This is a genomic window from Halomonas sp. E19, from assembly GCF_052439355.1.
Lineage (GTDB): Bacteria > Pseudomonadota > Gammaproteobacteria > Pseudomonadales > Halomonadaceae > Halomonas.
Map to the genome: position 1 here is coordinate 802,344 of NZ_JBNFWU010000001.1, position 16,514 is coordinate 818,857.

General features: G+C 66.3%; 9 protein-coding genes and 7 pseudogenes. 11 read left to right on the forward strand and 5 right to left on the reverse strand.

The annotated features are described in order from the left end of the window. Nucleotides 1-41: 41 nt before the first annotated feature. The 5 genes and pseudogenes from ACUDAL_RS04290 to ACUDAL_RS04310 all read right to left on the reverse strand — a co-directional run bounded on the left by ACUDAL_RS04290 (nt 42) and on the right by ACUDAL_RS04310 (nt 4,091). Nucleotides 42-983 (reverse strand): ribose-phosphate pyrophosphokinase, encoded by a 942-nt coding sequence (locus tag ACUDAL_RS04290; RefSeq protein ID WP_444677253.1) that lies wholly within the window; start codon nt 981-983, stop codon nt 42-44. A gap of 96 nt (nt 984-1,079) precedes the next feature. Continuing rightward, entirely contained in the window at nt 1,080-1,883 is an 804-nt protein-coding gene (gene ispE / locus ACUDAL_RS04295; protein ID WP_444677254.1) for a 4-(cytidine 5'-diphospho)-2-C-methyl-D-erythritol kinase, read from the reverse strand. Nucleotides 1,884-1,919: 36 nt separating this feature from the next. Then, a pseudogene (gene lolB / locus ACUDAL_RS04300) lies at nt 1,920-2,542 on the reverse strand (lipoprotein insertase outer membrane protein LolB). Continuing rightward, entirely contained in the window at nt 2,539-3,219 is a 681-nt protein-coding gene (locus tag ACUDAL_RS04305) for a tetratricopeptide repeat protein (RefSeq protein ID WP_444677255.1), read from the reverse strand. The pseudogene lolB and the gene ACUDAL_RS04305 overlap by 4 nt, the downstream one beginning before the upstream one ends. Continuing rightward, nucleotides 3,213-4,091 (reverse strand): tetratricopeptide repeat protein, encoded by an 879-nt coding sequence (locus tag ACUDAL_RS04310; protein ID WP_444677256.1) that lies wholly within the window; start codon nt 4,089-4,091, stop codon nt 3,213-3,215. Before ACUDAL_RS04310 ends, ACUDAL_RS04305 begins: the two co-directional genes overlap by 7 nt. Before the next feature lie 443 nt (nt 4,092-4,534). On the opposite strand from ACUDAL_RS04310, the pseudogene hemA reads away from it, so the two are divergent. The 11 genes and pseudogenes from hemA to ACUDAL_RS04365 all read left to right on the forward strand — a co-directional run. Next, nucleotides 4,535-5,799, forward strand: a pseudogene (hemA, locus tag ACUDAL_RS04315) (glutamyl-tRNA reductase); the annotation flags it as partial. A gap of 10 nt (nt 5,800-5,809) precedes the next feature. Beyond that, complete coding sequence (gene prfA, locus ACUDAL_RS04320; protein ID WP_444677257.1) at nt 5,810-6,898, forward strand: peptide chain release factor 1; 1,089 nt, start codon at nt 5,810-5,812, stop codon at nt 6,896-6,898. Next, nucleotides 6,898-7,733: pseudogene (prmC, locus tag ACUDAL_RS04325) on the forward strand (peptide chain release factor N(5)-glutamine methyltransferase). The gene prfA and the pseudogene prmC overlap by 1 nt, the downstream one beginning before the upstream one ends. A gap of 180 nt (nt 7,734-7,913) precedes the next feature. Next, nucleotides 7,914-8,414, forward strand: a complete 501-nt coding sequence (locus ACUDAL_RS04330; RefSeq protein ID WP_444677258.1) for an Lrp/AsnC ligand binding domain-containing protein — start codon at nt 7,914-7,916, stop codon at nt 8,412-8,414. A gap of 5 nt (nt 8,415-8,419) precedes the next feature. Then, nucleotides 8,420-9,169, forward strand: a complete 750-nt coding sequence (locus ACUDAL_RS04335) for a HesA/MoeB/ThiF family protein (RefSeq protein WP_444679306.1) — start codon at nt 8,420-8,422, stop codon at nt 9,167-9,169. Nucleotides 9,170-9,565: 396 nt separating this feature from the next. Continuing rightward, nucleotides 9,566-10,859, forward strand: a pseudogene (locus ACUDAL_RS04340) (NAD(P)/FAD-dependent oxidoreductase). 35 nt (nt 10,860-10,894) lie between these two features. Next, nucleotides 10,895-12,238: pseudogene (locus ACUDAL_RS04345) on the forward strand (glutamine synthetase family protein). Between the two features lie 134 nt (nt 12,239-12,372). Beyond that, nucleotides 12,373-13,476 carry a polyamine ABC transporter substrate-binding protein gene (locus tag ACUDAL_RS04350; protein ID WP_444677259.1) on the forward strand — a complete coding sequence of 368 codons (1,104 nt, stop codon included), beginning with the start codon at nt 12,373-12,375 and terminating at the stop codon, nt 13,474-13,476. Nucleotides 13,477-13,635: 159 nt separating this feature from the next. Then, nucleotides 13,636-14,710, forward strand: a pseudogene (locus tag ACUDAL_RS04355) (ABC transporter ATP-binding protein). A 56-nt stretch (nt 14,711-14,766) separates the two neighbouring features. Next, nucleotides 14,767-15,673, forward strand: a pseudogene (locus ACUDAL_RS04360) (ABC transporter permease subunit). A 2-nt stretch (nt 15,674-15,675) separates the two neighbouring features. Next, nucleotides 15,676-16,512 carry an ABC transporter permease subunit gene (locus ACUDAL_RS04365; protein WP_444677260.1) on the forward strand — a complete coding sequence of 279 codons (837 nt, stop codon included), beginning with the start codon at nt 15,676-15,678 and terminating at the stop codon, nt 16,510-16,512. Nucleotides 16,513-16,514 lie beyond the last annotated feature (2 nt).

Genomic DNA, 16,514 nt, shown 5'->3' on the forward strand with positions numbered 1-16,514 from the left:
CCGGCGCCTGTTCTCGCTCCGGGCATGTCGCCCGAAGGGGTTCAGTGGAACATGGCGCTGACGGATTCTTCGTTGCTGACGCGGCGAATCGCCTCGGCGATCAGCCCCGCCACGCTGAGCTGGCGAATTTTGCCGCTGCGGCGCGCAATGTCGGACAGCGGAATGGTGTCGGTGACCACGACTTCGTCGAGCACCGAGCCGGTGATGTTCTCGACCGCAGGGCCTGACAGGATCGGGTGGGTGGCGTAGGCCACCACGCGGCGGGCGCCATGGGCCTTGAGTGCGTCGCCGGCCTTGCACAGGGTGCCGGCGGTATCGATCATGTCGTCGACCACCACACAGGTGCGATTCTCGATGTCGCCGATGATGTGCATCACCTGGGCCTGGTTGGCCTGGGGGCGGCGCTTGTCGATGATGGCGAGGTCGGCGTTGAGCTGCTTGGCAATGGCGCGGGCACGCACCACGCCGCCCACGTCGGGCGAGACCACCACCAGGTCATCGTAGTTCTGGCGTTCGATGTCGTCGAGCAGGATCGGCGAGCCGTAGACGTTATCCACAGGGACGTCGAAGAAGCCCTGGATCTGGTCGGCGTGCAGGTCCATGGTCATCACCCGGTCGACGCCGGCCTTGACCATCATGTCGGCCACAACCTTGGCCGAGATCGGTACCCGTGCGGAGCGCACGCGGCGATCCTGTCGGGCATAGCCGAAGTAAGGCACCACGGCGGTGATCCGCGAGGCGGAGGCGCGGCGCAGCGCGTCTGCCATTAGGATCAGCTCCATCAGGTTGTCGTTGGTCGGCGCGCAGGTGGACTGCAGGATGAACACGTCCTTGCCGCGAACGTTCTCGTTGATCTCGACCGCGATCTCGCCGTCGCTGAACTGCCCGACCGTGGCGTTGCCCATGCGGCTATCCAGGCTGTCGGCGATCTTCTGGGCAAGTTCGGGATTGGCATTCCCGGCAAAAACCATCAATTTTGACACGCGCATCCACCTATGCAGTGTTGAGGGGCGATCAGGGCACGACCGGTGGGTCGCCCTGTCTGCCATGGCCCGCGAAGGACTGTCGCAGGGTGCCGCTCATCGGCCCAGAGCGACATGTAGCGGAGAGAGGTTCAAGCCGCGAGCGATGAAGGCCGAACAGTGGCGGGGCAGGTCGGCTAGCATGCGCTTTGCCTCGGCGTCGGTCTCGACCCGAGCGAAGACACAGGCCCCTGTGCCCGTCAGCATGGCCGGTGCGCGAGCGCCGAGCCAGTCAAGCACCTCGGCTACCTGCGGATAGAGCCGTCGCACGGTCTGTTCGCAGTCGTTGTGCCAGCTTGGCGCTCCCCCTGCAGTGCGCGCGCCATGGTAATCGGGGGTGTCACGTGTCAATTGCGCGGCCCCGAACACCGCCGCGGTGGCGATTTCGACGCCGGGATTGACGACTATGAACCAGGGGGTGTCGAGGGTCACGGGCGTGAGCCTTTCTCCCACTCCCTCGGCCCAGGCGGCGTGGCCGCGGACGAAGACCGGTACGTCGGCGCCCAGGGTAAGGCCTAGTTCGGCCAGGCGGTCGAGCGAAAGGTTTAGCCGCCACAGGCGGTCGAGGCCGAGCAGGGCGGTGGCGGCGTCGGAGCTGCCGCCGCCCAGACCGCCGCCCATGGGCAGCCGCTTGGTGAGAGTGATTTCGGCGCCCAGGCGGCAGCCGGTCTCGGCCTGCAGCAGGCGTGCTGCGCGCACGATCAGGTTGTCCTCGTCGGCCAGCCCGGGCAGGGCGGGAGTCAGGCGGATCTCGCCGTCGACGCGAAGCTGCAGATGCAGAGTGTCGCCGTGATCGAGGAACTGGAACAGCGTCTGCAGCTCGTGGTAGCCATCCGCGCGGCGCCCGGTGATATGCAGCATGCGGTTGAGCTTGGCCGGGCGGGCAGCGCCAGGGTCTCATTCATCGATGGCGGGCCGCCACTCGGTTACCACCAGCGTCACGCGCAGGTCGTCGTACTCCATGACCAGGCGGCGCGGCAGCCACAGCGACTCGACCAGGATCCAGTCACGGTATTCGATCACCCAGCCATCCTGTTCGAGGCGCTCGGGGAAGCCGGTTGCGTCGTGGCTCAGCTGGTGGCGGCTGTGATCGGCAGGCAGGCCGCGGATCCAGTCGGACAGTGCGCTGACCGGTAGCGACCAGCCGAGCTGCTGCTGCATCAGCGCTTCGGGCGTTTCGGCGACGAAGCGGCCTTCGGCGGTGGTCAGCGAGAAGCGGCCCTCGCGTCCTTCCAGCAGATTGCGTCCGCTGCCGAAGGGGCCGCTGATGAGCATGCGGTAGTAGTGGGGATGCTGGCTCCAGTCCAGGTTGGCGCTGGTGGTCTCCTGGGGGTGCGCAGGCCGGCCTTGCCCACCAGTATCCAGGTGTCCAGGGCGGCCAGCTGCGCCTGCTGGCGCTCCCACTGGGCGGCGCTGCGCTCGCCCTGCGGCGTGGTGGTCGGCGCGGCGCAGCCCGCCAGCAGGGCGGTGGCCAGCAGGGCGCCGAAGAGCCCGGCGCGGGGCAGGTTCCATCGTGTCATGGTGTCGTCTCGTCTGGGGCCGATGAGCGTGGGCGATCTGGGGAGAGCTCGGGGATTCGCTCCAGCAGCGCGTCGATGAGCGGATGGTCGTCGAAGCGGCGCAGGGCCTCCTCGATGAGCAGGCGGGCCTGTTCGTGGCGCTCCAGCACCCACAGCACCTCCGCGAGGTGCGCGGCGATCTCCTGGTCGGGCATGGCGGCATAGGCACGCTCCAGCCAGGGCAGGGCGCGCTCCGGGTCGCCCAGGCGGTAGTAGACCCAGCCCAGGCTGTCCATGATGGCCGCGCTGCCGGGCTCGAGCTCATGGGCGCGCTCGATCAGTTCGCGCGCTTCCTCGAGCCGCTCCTCGATATTGAGATCCGCCAGGGTATAGCCCAAGGCATTGAGGGCGGCGGCATTGTCCGGGTTGGCTTCGATGATGCGCCCGAGGTCGCGCTCCATGGCGTCGAGGTTGCCTACCTCCCAGGCGCGCATGGCGCGCAGGTAAAGCAGCTGTTCATCGTTGGGCGTGCGCGCCAGCTCGCGGTTGAGCAGGGCCTCGGCCTCGGCGGTGAGGCCCGCTTCGTCGAGCAGCTCCACTTCTAGGGCGAGCAGTTCGCTGAAGTGCGCGTCATGGCGCAGGCGTTCGATCCGCAGGAAGGCGCGGGCGTCCAGCAGGCGGTCGTCCTCGATCAGCATGCGCGCCGCCCGCAGGCGGGCGCGCAGGAAGTCGCCTCCTGGGAAACCTGGCGGTAATAAAGCAGGGCGTTGTCGACCTCTTCCTCCTGCTCGGCGATGGCGCCGAGCAGGAAGAAAGCGCTGGACGGGGTCTGGTCGCCGCTGATCAGCGGCAGTAGCAGGCGTCGGGCGGCATCGAGCTGGCCTTCCTCGAGGTAGAGCCTGGCCAGCGAGATACGCAGCTCGTCGTTGCCGAGGTGCTCGTCGAGCAGCGCATCGGTGTGTCGCTCGGCGGCGGCCACGTTGCCGAGCTCCAGTTCGGACTGCGCCAGCAGCAGCAGGAAGCGCGGGTCGCCCGGCGAGATCGCCAGGCCGCGGCGGGCGGCGTCTCGGGCGCGGGCGGGGTCGTTGGCCTCGAGCGCCAGGCGGGCACGCGTCATCCATAGCGCGGGCAGCTCGGCGTGGTCGCGCGACAGCGCTTCAAGGCGCGCCTCGGCCCGCTCGCGCATGCCAAGCGCCGCCTCGAGAATCGCCATGGCCAGGGCGGTGTCGTGATAGTGCGGGTGGCGCACCGCTTCCGGGCCGGCTAGGTGGCGGCTCAGGCGTTCATACAGCGGGATGGGGTCGACCTGCGCGTCCAGGGCGAGCTCGGTAAACAGGGCCAGCTCGCCGTGGCCGCCCTGTTCGACGAGCTGGAGGCGCTTCTCCAGCGCCAGGACCCAATTGCCGCGCTGCAGCGCGATGCCGGCCAGCAGCCGCAGCGGAGCTTCGGCCTGGGGATCAAGCTGGTGCCAGCGCCGCACGGCTTCCTCGAGCAACAGGGGGTCGTTACTGAAGCGGGCGGCCAGGGTGGCGCGCTCGGCCAGGGCAGGTTCGCGGTAGCGTTCGGCCATGGCCAGGTAGCCGAGTGTGGCCGGGCGATACTGGCCGCGCTGGCCGGCCAGTTCGGCGGTCAGCAGGCCGGCGAGCCCTTCGGCGTCGAGTCCGCGCTCGATGGGGGGCGCCGACGAGAGGGTCTTCGTCGGGGAAGAGCGCGAAGGGTGACGGGGGCAGACCCTGGCAGCCGCCGAGGAGAACCGTCAGGCCAAGGAGCGCCAGTCCGTGGCGAGAAAAGCGTATCAGCTGAGTGGGCATGCGTGTCTCGTCTGGTTACCCGAGCCGTCAGCATACCGGCTCGACGGCGGTGGGCAAAGCGATCAGCACCACTCTTGTCATGCATCAATTGCGGCTGGGGTGGGCATGCGCTGAGAATAAAAGCCTGTGGTAGAATGCGACGCCGCAGAGCAGTTTTTTCATTCGGCACCGCCGGCCGACATCACGCGAAGACGCCTAACGCATGACGCTTCTTGCCCTCGGAATCAATCATAAGACGGCTACCGTCGCGGTGCGCGAGCGGGTCGCCTTCTCGCCCGTGCAACTGGAGCAGGCGCTGGTCGAGCTGCGTCGCATGCCTCAGGTGCACGAGGCAGCGGTGCTGTCGACCTGCAACCGCACGGAGCTCTATTGCGTCACCGAGGAGAGCGGTGAGCGCGTCATTCTCGACTGGCTGGGCCAGTTCCATGGCCTGCCCGTCCAGGAGCTGACCCCTGCGCCTATCACTATCGCGATAGGGAAGCAGCCCGCCACCTGATGCGCGTCGCGGTGGGGCTCGATTCGATGGTGCTGGGCGAGCCGCAGATTCTCGGTCAGCTCAAGGGCGCCTACCAGTCGGCGCGACAGGCCAGCGGGCTCGGCGGCGAGCTGGAGCTGCTGTTTCAGCACACCTTCTCGGTAGCCAAGCAGGTGCGCACCCGCACCGGTATCGGCCAGAACCCGGTATCGGTGGCCTATGCCGCGGTGAGCCTGGCCAGCCGCATCTTCGACGACTTCGGACGCTCGCGGGCGCTGCTGATCGGCGCCGGCGAGACCATTGAGCTGGTGGCGCGCCATTTGCGCGAGGCCGGGGTGCGCGACATGATCGTGGCCAACCGCACCCGCGAGCGGGCCGAGGTGCTGGCGCAGGAGTTCAATGCCGAGGCGATCTCGCTGAACGAGATCCCCGAGGCCCTGGTGCGCTCCGATATCGTCATCTCCTCCACCGCGGCACCGCTTCCCATTCTCGGCAAGGGCATGGCCGAACGGGCGCTCAAGAAGCGCCGCCACCGCCCCATCTTCATGGTCGATATCGCTGTGCCGCGCGACATCGAGCCGGAAGTCGGCGACCTCGACGACGTCTTTCTCTACACCGTGGACGACCTCAACGAGGTCATCCAGGAGAACCGCCGCCATCGTCAGGCGGCCGCGGACCAGGCGGAATCTCTGATCGAGCACGGCGTCAGCGTATGGCTGCACGAGCGGCGCATCCGCGACGGCGGCGAACTGATCCGCCGCTTCCGTGACCAGGCCGTGGAGCTGCGCCAGCTTTCCGAGGAGCAGGCCCTGGCGCGGCTTGCCCGCGGCGAAGACCCGGAAGAAGTGATTCGTCGCCTGGCGCACCAGCTCACCAACCGCCTGCTGCACCGGCCCACCGTGGCCCTGCGCGATGCCTCTGGCAGCGAGCGTCTCGACCTGCTGATGGCCGCCGAGTCGCTGCTGCTCGACCCCTTTCCACGAAACCCTGACAGGACACGCCATGAAAGCGACCCTGCGCCAGCGCCTCGATGCCTTCATCGAGCGCTTCGAGGAGCTCGCCGCCCTGCTGGCGGAGCCCGAGGTCATCACCGACCAGCCCCGGTTCCGCGATTACTCCCGAGAATACGCCGAACTCGAGCCGCTGGTAGATGCCTGGCGCGACTATCGCGCCACCGAGGCGGACCTGGAGGACGCCGAGCTGCTGGCCGGCGACAGCGACGCCGAGATGCGCGAGCTGGCCGAGATGGAGCTGGCCGAAGGCCGCGAGCGGCTGGAGGGTCTGGAGGTTCGGCTCAAGCAGCTGCTGGTGCCGCGCGATCCCGACGACGGTCGCAGCGTCTTCCTCGAGGTTCGCGCCGGTACCGGTGGCGACGAGGCGGCGCTGTTTGCCGGCGACCTTTTCCGCATGTACTCCCGCTATGCCGAGAAGCAGGGCTGGAAGGTCGAGGTGGTCAGCGCCAGCCATGGCGAGCAGGGCGGCTACAAGGAGATCATCAGCCGGGTGAAAGGCGAGGGCGTCTATGCCCGGCTCAAGTTCGAGTCAGGGGCGCACCGGGTGCAGCGGGTTCCCGCCACCGAGTCACAGGGGCGTATCCACACCTCGGCCTGCACCGTGGCGGTGATGCCCGAGGCCGACGAGGTGGGCGATGTCGACATCAACCCGGCCGACCTGCGGGTCGATACCTTTCGCTCCAGCGGCGCCGGCGGTCAGCACGTCAACACCACCGACTCTGCGATTCGCATTACCCACCTGCCCTCGGGGGTGGTGGTGGAGTGCCAGGAGGAGCGCAGCCAGCACAAGAATCGGGCCAAGGCCATGTCGCTGCTGGCCGCCCGGCTCAAGCAGAGCGCGGTGGAGAGTCGCCAGCGCGAACAGGCCGATACGCGGCGCAGCCTGGTGGGCTCGGGCGATCGCAGCGAGCGCATTCGGACCTACAACTTCCCCCAGGGACGGCTGACCGACCATCGCATCAACCTCACGCTCTACAAGCTTGGCGAGGTCATGGGCGGTGAGCTCGACGAAGTGCTCGAGCCCCTGATTCACGAGCACCAGGCCGAGCAGCTGGCGGCCTTGCAGCAGGAGGCCTGATGCGCCTCGATGCGCTGCTGCGCGACGCTGCTGGGCGCCTGGCGCAGGCAGGTTCGCCCACCGCACACCTGGATGCCGAGGTGCTGCTGTGCCATGTGCTGGGGGTCGAGCGCACCTGGCTTTACACCTGGGGCGATCGCATTGCGGCGGCGTCGGACCAGGCTCGCTATGAAGCATTGATCGCCGCGCGGGCCGAAGGCCGGCCGGTGGCCTATTTGGTCGAGGCGCGCGAATTCTGGGGGCTGTCGCTTGCGACCTCGCCGCATACGCTGATTCCGCGTCCGGATACCGAAACCCTGGTGGAGGTGGCCTTGTCGCTGGCGGCGGGCCGCGGACGGTTGCTTGACCTGGGTACGGGAACCGGCGCCATTGCGCTGGCATTCGCCAGCGAGCGGGGCGACTGGTCCGTGCTCGGCGTCGACCGGGTGCCGGAGGCAGCCGCATTGGCGGCCGAAAATGCCAAGCGCTTGGGTATCTCCAACGCCCGCTTCCTGGCCAGCGACTGGTTCAGCGCTCTGGCCGGCGAGCGCTTCGACCTGATCGTGGCCAATCCCCCTATATTGCCGCGGATGACCCGCACCTGCTGCAAGGCGACGTGCGCTTCGAGCCACGCAGCGCCCTGGTCGCCGGAGCCGACGGGCTGGATGACCTGCGCTACCTGGTCGATGCCAGCCGTGGCTATCTGGCCGGACGCGGCTGGCTGGCCGTGGAGCATGGCCACGACCAGGCGGCGGCAGTGAGGGCGCTTTTTCAGGCGGCCGGTTACGAGGAAATTGCCAGCCGATGCGACCTTGGCGGCCTGGAGCGGGTTACCTGGGCGCGCTGGTCAGAATAGCGTTGAGATTGCGTGTTGGAGGCCGTGGCGCGCTGTGGTACACCTGTTCAGGTAATTTTTCCCGTAGCTGCCGTGTTCGCGAGACCGAACGTCTGCGAAGGGCTCGATGCCTGACGGTTTTCAGGTCAATTTGCTGACACGGCGCGCCTACCCTCCTGATCCGGTTCGCCAAATACGACAATGAAATCCAAGACCCGCTCACTCGACCGTATCGATCTGAACATCCTGCGCTGCCTGCAGGAAAATGCCCGTATCTCCTATGTCGACCTGGCCGCGCAGGTCGGCCTATCGACCACGCCGTGCCTGGAGCGCGTCAAGCGCCTGGAAAAAGCCGGGGTGATCCGCGGCTACAAGGCGGTGCTCGACCCGCGTGCGCTCAAGGCCAACCTGCTGGTATTCGTCGAGATCAGCCTGGAGACGCAGTCGCCGGCGGTATTCGACGAATTCCGCCGCGCCGTGGCCCGACTGCCGCAGATCCAGGAGTGCCACCTGGTCTCGGGCCAGTTCGACTACATCCTCAAGTGCCGCATCCCCGAGATGTCCGCCTACCGTCAGCTGCTCGGCGACGTGGTGCTGACCCTGCCCGGGGTCAAGGAGTCCAAGAGCTATGTGGTCATGGAAGAGGTCAAGGAGGAGTTTTCGCTGTATGTGCCGGATATTGAGGAGCTGGAAGGCAAGTGAAGCCCATGAATGACGAGGCGCTGCTGCGCTATAGCCGGCAGATCATGCTCGATGCCATCGACATCGCCGGGCAGGAGCGCCTGCTCGCTTCCGGCGTACTGGTGGTAGGGGCGGGTGGCTTGGGCTCACCGGTTGCGCTTTATCTGGCGGCGGCAGGGGTGGGACGACTGGTGCTGGCCGATGCCGACGAGGTGGAGCTTTCCAACCTGCAGCGCCAGATCGCCCACGGCATGGCCGATCTTGGCCGCAACAAGGCGGAGTCGGCGCGCGAAGCGGCTCTTGCCCTCAACCCACACTGCACCATCGAGGTGCTGGCCGACCACCTCGATGGCCCGGCGCTGGACCGGGTGATGGCCGGGGTCGACCTCGTGCTGGACTGCACCGATCGCTTCTCCAGCCGCTATGCAATCAACGCCGCCAGCCGGCGCGCCGGCATTCCGCTGGTGTCCGGCGCGGCGATCCGCTTTTCCGGGCAGCTGGCGGTGTTCGATCCTCGCGATGCCGAGGCGCCCTGCTACGCCTGTCTCTATCCACCGGGTGACGCTGGCGACGAGGAAATGCGCTGCGCGGAGAATGGCGTGGTGGCACCGTTGGTCGGGCTGGTCGGCTGCTTTCAGGCGCTGGAAGCGATCAAGCTGCTCAGCGGTGCTGGTACGCCCCATCGCGGCCTGTCCACCTTCGACGGCATGAGCGGTCAGTGGCGCCACTACCAGGTGCCACGCGATCCGGCGTGTCGCGTCTGTGGCACCTCCTGAGCGACGCGGTGGCCCCGTGAGGCGCGCTGTCTCGCGCCTGTCGGTACCTGCGCCTTTGCCTCGTGCTGGGCGCACTGTCACCTAGCCTGGAGGGCCGTGGGGCTAGCCAAGTCCATTCTGGTGTCGGTGATTATTCAACATTCCTTTTGCCGGGAAGCCCCCGGGAAGGCGCTGCCGATCCTGCTTTCGTGCACGTTCAAGGCTGTTCTGCAGCGTTCATGCCCCATTTTGGTGCCGTGTCATGATGGCGGTTTGAATAGCGTCGTTGTGAAATACTTGACAGGTTCCTGCGGTTTGGTGCCAGACTAAGCGAAAGCGTAGTGACGGCTTGTCGTCACTCATCGCCCTCGGCTCTGCCTACCGATACCGAGCCGCCCTTGTTCAGGATACTGCTGCATGGCCACTGTCGCCCGCTTCGACAATCCCGCTTCCTACTACCGCGATTCGGTCCTGGTGCGCATGGAGCCGCCTTGCCTACCGCTGCAGGGCGAGCAGCGGGCGGACGTGTGCGTGATCGGTGGTGGCATCACCGGTTGCTCTGCTGCGCTGCATCTGGCCTTGCGCGGCTATCGGGTGGTGGTCCTGGAGGCGCGCGAGCTCGGCTTTGGTGCGTCTGGGCGCAGCGGTGGCCAGATCCTGCCCGGCCTGGGGACCGATATCGCCACCGTGGAGCGGGCGCTGGGCCGAGACCGCGCTCGCGAGGTATGGGAAATGAGCCGCGAGGCGGTGCGCCTTACCGCCGAGCTGGTTGAACGCCACGCCATACCCTGCGACCTGAGCTGGGGCTACCTGCATGCGGCGGTCAAGCCGCGCCATGTGCGTGAACTGCGCGAGTTTCAGGCGCGCATGGCCCGCGACTACGGCTATGAGGCGCTCGACTGGCTCGAGGGGAGGCCCTGCGCGAGCATGTGGCGACCGATGCCTACCCGGGGGCGCTGTTCGAGCGTGAGGGCGGCCACCTGCACCCGCTGAACTACACCTTAGGCCTGGCGCAGGCCGCTTGCCAGGCCGGGGTGACGTTTCATGAGCAGAGCGCGGCGGTAGCCATCGAGCAGGGCCAGCCGGCCAGGGTCAGGACCCGCGACGGCTGCGTGACGGCAGATTTCGTGGTGCTGGGCACCAACGCCTACCTGGGTGGACTGGTGCCGGAACTCGAAGGCCGCATCATGCGCGCTGCCAACTACATCGTCGCGACGGAGCCGTTGGGCGCAGAGCGAGCGGCCCGGGTGCTGCCGCGCAACGATGCGCTGTCCGACGCCAACTTCGTGCTCGACTACTACCGCCTCTCGGCGGATCGACGGCTGATCTACGGTGGCGAGGTGAGCTACGACGGGCGCGAGCCGCGCGGCCTGCAGCAGCGCATGGACGCCAAGATCGCGTGGCTGTTTCCGGCGCTCAAGGGCGTGCGCATCGACTATCGCTGGGGCGGGGAGGTGGCGATTACGCTCAATCGCGCACCCGACTTCGGCCGTCTCGACAATAATCTCTATTATGCACAGGGATATTCGGGGCACGGCATGGCGCTGGCGGCCTGGCCGGCAAGCTGATGGCCGATGCCGTCGCCGGCCAGAGCGAGCGCTTCGATGTGTTTGCCGCGATGCCGCATCGGCCGTTTCCGGGCGGGCGGCGCCTGCGCACCCCGCTGCTGGTGCTGGCCACCATGTTCTACAAGCTGCGCGACCGACTATAACGACATGCCCGGGAAAGGGCCGCTACGAGGTTCCCATGAAAGACCTGGAAAGCTGGCTGAAGGAGCGACGCATCACCGAGGTGGAGTGTCTGGTCAGTGATATCACCGGTATTGCCCGTGGCAAGATCACCCCGGTTTCCAAGTTCGTTGCCGAAAAGGGGATGCGGCTGCCGGAGAGCGTGCTGCTGCAGACCGTCACCGGCGACTATGTGGAGGACGACCTCTACTATTCGCTGCTCGACCCTGCCGACATCGACATGCTGTGCCGGCCCGACGGCTCGGCGGTCTACCCGGTGCCCTGGGCGGCGGAGCCCACAGCCCAGGTTATCCACGACTGCTACGACAAAATGGGCAACCCCATCGAGCTCTCCTGTCGCAACCAGCTCAAGCGCGTACTGGCGCTGTACGCCGAGCAGGGATGGAAGCCGGTGGTGGCGCCAGAGATGGAGTTCTACCTGACTAAGCGCTGTGAGGATCCTGACCTTCCGCTGCAGCCGCCCATCGGTCGCAGCGGGCGCCAGGAGACCGGACGGCAGTCGTTCTCCATCGATGCCGCCAACGAGTTCGACCCGCTGTTCGAGGACATGTACGACTGGTGCGAGATCCAGGGGCTCGACATCGATACCCTGATCCACGAGGAGGGTACCGCTCAGATGGAGATCAACTTCCGTCACGGCGACCCCTCACCCTGGCGGACCAGGTGTTCCTGTTCAAGCGTACCCTGCGCGAGGCGGCGCTCAAGCATGACGTGGCCGCCACCTTCATGGCCAAGCCGATTACCAACGAGCCCGGCAGCGCCATGCATATTCATCAAAGCGTGCTGGATGCCGCCACGGGCAGGAGCGTGTTTGCCAATGACGACGGCACCATGAGCCAGCTGTTCCTGCACCATATTGGCGGCCTGCAGCGCTTCATTCCCGAGGCGCTGCCGCTGATGGCGCCCAACGTCAACTCCTTTCGCCGTTTCCTGCCTGACACCTCGGCGCCGGTCAACGTCGAATGGGGCGTCGAGAACCGCACCTGCGGGCTGCGCGTGCCGGACTCGTCGCCGCAGAACCGGCGCGTGGAGAACCGCCTACCCGGAGCCGATGCCAACGCCTACCTGGCGATAGCGGCGAGCCTGCTGTGCGGCTACCTGGGCATGGTGCAGCAGCTCAACCCTCGGCGCCGGTGCAGGGCAGGGCGTTCGAAAGACGCAACCTACGCCTGCCGTTCACCCTGGAGCAGGCGCTGGAGCGCATGGAAAGCTGCGCCGAGCTGGAGCGCTACATGGGGCAGCGCTTCGTGACCGGCTACGTGGCGGTCAAGCGGGTCGAGAATGAGAACTTCAAAAAGTGATCAGCTCCTGGGAGCGGGAGTTCCTGCTGTTGAGCGTGTAAGGCTTGCGCCGGGGCAGTTCCGATCGGCCCGTCAGGCGAGGCGGCGAGGAAAGGCGTTTAGGAAAGGTAACAAGGAAAGTGTCCGGTAGAGAGCGCCGGTCCCATCAACAACAACGATACAGAGAGGTGTCATGATGACCCATCTACACAAGCGTTTGCTGGCGGCGACACTGGGTTCGCTGACCCTGGCCACGTCGGCGGCCCAGGCCAACGAAGTGCGGATTTACAACTGGTCGGACTACATTGCTCCGGACACCCTGCAGAGGTTCACCGAGGCGACCGGGATTCGCGTTATCTACGACGTCTACGACAGCAACGAGGTGCTCGACGCGGCGATGCTGGCCGGTCGCTCCGGCTATGACGTGGTGGTGCCCTCCAATCACTATCTAACCCGCCAGATCAGCGCCGGGGTGTATCAGGAGCTCGACCACGACAAGCTCCCCAACATGGCCAACCTCAACCCGGAGCTGATGGACGACCTGGAAAGCGTTGATCCGGGCAGTCGCTACTCCATTCCCTACATGTGGGGCACCAACGGCATCGGCTACAACGTCGATCGGGTTCACGCCATCCTGGGCGAGGAGGCGCCGGTGGACTCCTGGGCGCTGCTTTTCGATCCCGAGATCACCACCGCGCTGCGCGAAGGCGGCTGCGGTATCTCGATGCTCGACTCAGGTGATGAGATGCTCTCGCCGGCCATGGCCTACCTGGGGCTTTCGCCGCTTTCGGAAGAGCGGGCGGACCTGGAGGCTGCCGGTGACTTGATCGCTGCCGTGCGCGACAACATCACCTACTTCCACTCGTCGCGCTACATTTCCGATCTTGCCAACGGTGACATCTGCGTGGCGGCGGGCTACTCCGGCGACATCTTCCAGGCCGCCGACCGCGCCGAGGAAGCCGGGCGCGGCATCACCATCGCCTACAGCATTCCCAAGGAGGGCGCGGCGCTGTGGTTCGACATGATGGCGATACCGGCCGATGCGCCCAACCCCGACAATGCCCACGCTTTCATCAACTTCATCCTGGAGCCCGAGATCGCCGCGGCGATCACCGAGTATGTTGTCTACGCCAACCCCAACGTGGCGGCGAACGAATACCTTGATCCGGATATCCTCAATAACAGTTCCATCTATCCCGACCAAGAAGTGATGGACAATCTCTATGTGGCCGAAGAGAAGCCGCTGGCCGTGCAGCGGATTCGCACCCGCGTATGGAACCGGGTGAAATCCGGAACCTGAGGGGCTGCCGGCCCTCAGGGCCGGCGTGCTTTACCGGGGCAACAAGGAGGCGGCCATGCCACACCCCCGACCCAGGCCCGCCAGCCGGCGGGCTATGCCACCGAGGCGACGCCGTCGCCGCCGGTGGGCAAACCGAGACCCGTACGCGATGAGGCGCTGATGGAGATTCGCCGCGTCAGCAAGCGCTTCGACCAAGCGCTGGCGGTGGACGACGTCAGCCTGTCGATCCAGCGCGGCGAGATCTTTGCATTGCTGGGCGGCTCCGGCTCAGGCAAGTCGACCCTGCTGCGCATGCTGGCGGGCTTCGAGAAGCCCAGCAGCGGGCAGATCGTGCTCGACGGCGAGGACATCACCGCCATGCCGCCCTATGAGCGGCCGATCAACATGATGTTCCAGTCCTACGCGCTGTTCCCGCACATGACGGTGGCGCAGAACATCGCCTTTGGCCTCAAGCAGGACCGGCTGCCGCGGCGCGAGATCGATGAGCGCGTGGCCGAGATGCTCAAGCTGGTACACATGGAAGCCTTTGCCCGGCGCAAGCCGCACCAGCTCTCCGGCGGCCAGCGCCAGCGCGTGGCGCTGGCGCGTTCGCTGGCCAAGCGGCCCAAGCTGTTGCTTCTCGATGAACCGATGGGGGCGCTCGACAAGAAGCTGCGCACCGAGATGCAGCTCGAGGTGGTACAGATCCTGGAGCGGGTCGGGGTGACCTGCATCATGGTCACTCATGACCAGGAGGAGGCCATGACCATGGCCGACCGGGTGGCGATCATGGCGGATGGCTGGATTGCCCAGGTCGGCACGCCGATGGATGTCTACGAGAGTCCGGCCAGCCGTATGGTGGCCGAGTTCGTCGGCACGGTGAACCTGTTCGAAGGCGAGATTGTTGTCGACGAGGTCGATCACTGCATCATCCAGGGGCGGCTCTGACGCGGCCGGTGCGCATCGGCCACGGTATCAGCACCCAGGCTGACGAACGGCGGGTGTGGGTCGCCCTGCGTCCCGAGAAGACTTGGCTAAGTCGCGAACGACCGACGCAGCGCCACAACTGGGAGGCGGGCGTGATCGAGGATATTGCCTACCTGGGGGCTTCTCGCTCTATTTCGTGCGCACCGAGCGGGGCGAGCTGGTCAAGGCCAGCATGGCCAACACGGAGCGGCGCGGCGACCGTCCGGGTTGGGACGAGCCGGTCTACGTGTACTGGGACGAACACGCGGCCGTGGTGCTGCATGCGTGATCGAGGCCCGTGGCGCCGCGCCGCCTGCAGCCGGCCAGCGTGACAGGAGGAAGTCGATGAAAAAGCCGTTCGTGCGCCTGCCGCGCTGGGCCTCGCCCGGGCGTGGCTGGGTGATTGCCGTGCCGTTGCTGTGGCTTGCGCTGTTCTTCCTGCTGCCGTTTGGCATCGTGCTCAAGATCAGCCTGTCGGAGGCGGCCATCGCCGTGCCCCCTATGGCGCGATCTTCGACTACGCCAACGAGACGCTCAATATCGCGGTCACCTTCGGCAACTACCTGTTCCTGCTGAGCGACTCCCTCTATATCTCGGCCTACTGGGGCTCGGTGAAGATCGCTTTCCTGGCCACGCTGATCTGCCTGCTAATCGGCTATCCGATGGCCTACGCCATGGCACGGGCGCCCGCCCACCTGCAGCTGGTGCTGCTGCTGCTGGTCATGCTGCCCTCTTGGACGTCCTTCCTGATCCGCGTCTATGCCTGGATGGGTATCCTCAGTAACAACGGGCTGATCAACAACACGCTGATGTGGCTGGGGCTGATCGAGTCGCCGCTGCGCATGATGAATACCAACTTCGCGGTGATCCTGGGTATCGTCTATGCCTACCTGCCGTTCATGGTGCTGCCACTCTACGCCAACCTGACCCGGCTCGACGGCTCGCTGCTGGAGGCGGCCTCGGACCTCGGCTCTCGCAAGTTCAATACCTTCTTACGCGTGACCCTGCCGCTCTCGAAGGGGGCATCATCGCTGGCTCGATGCTGGTATTCATTCCTGCAGTGGGCGAGTACGTCATCCCGGAGCTGCTCGGCGGGCCCAACACGGTGATGATCGGCAAGGTGTTGTGGGAAGAGTTTTTCCACAACCGCGATTGGCCGGTAGCCTCGGCGCTGGCGATGGTGATGCTGGCGATCCTGATCGTACCCATCGCCCTGTTTCACCGCTACCAGTCCCGCGAGCTGGAGGAGTGACCATGCGCAAGCCATCCTTCACCACGCTGATGCTGTGGGCGGGGCTGCTGTTTCTCTACCTGCCGATGGTGGTGCTGGTGGTCTACTCGTTCAATTCGTCACGCCTGGTGACGGTATGGGCGGGCTTTTCGCCACGCTGGTACCTGGAGCTGTTCCGCGACCAGCAGATTCTGTCGGCGGTTTGGACCAGCCTGCGCATCGCCTTCTTCTCGGCCAGCATGGCGGTGTGCCTTGGCACGCTGGCGGCCTTCGTGATGGTGCGCTTCACCCGCTTTCGCGGCAAGACGGCGCTCTCCAGCATGGTCACCGCGCCGCTGGTGATGCCTGAGGTGATCACCGGGCTGTCGCTGCTGCTGCTGTTCGTGCACATGGCGCAGACCATCGGCTGGCCGGCGGATCGCGGCATGGTCACCATCTGGATTGCCCACACCACCTTCTGCAGCGCCTACGTGGCCGTGGTGGTGGCATCTCGTCTGCGTGAGGTGGATCTCTCCATCGAGGAGGCTGCCATGGACCTCGGTGCGCGGCCGGTGCGCACCTTCTTCCAGATCACCCTGCCGATGATCGCGCCCGCGGTGGCGGCGGGGTGGCTGCTGGCCTTCACCCTGTCGCTGGACGACCTGGTGATCGCCAGCTTCGTCTCCGGCCCCGGGGCGACCACGCTGCCGATGGTGGTGTTCTCTTCAGTGCGCCTCGGTGTCTCGCCGAAGATCAACGCCCTGGCCACGCTGATCATCCTGGCGGTGTCACTGGCCACCTTCCTTGCCTGGTACCTGATGCGGCGCAGCGAGGCGCGACGGCGCCAGGCGATGCTGCAGGACATGACCGCCGGTCGATAACC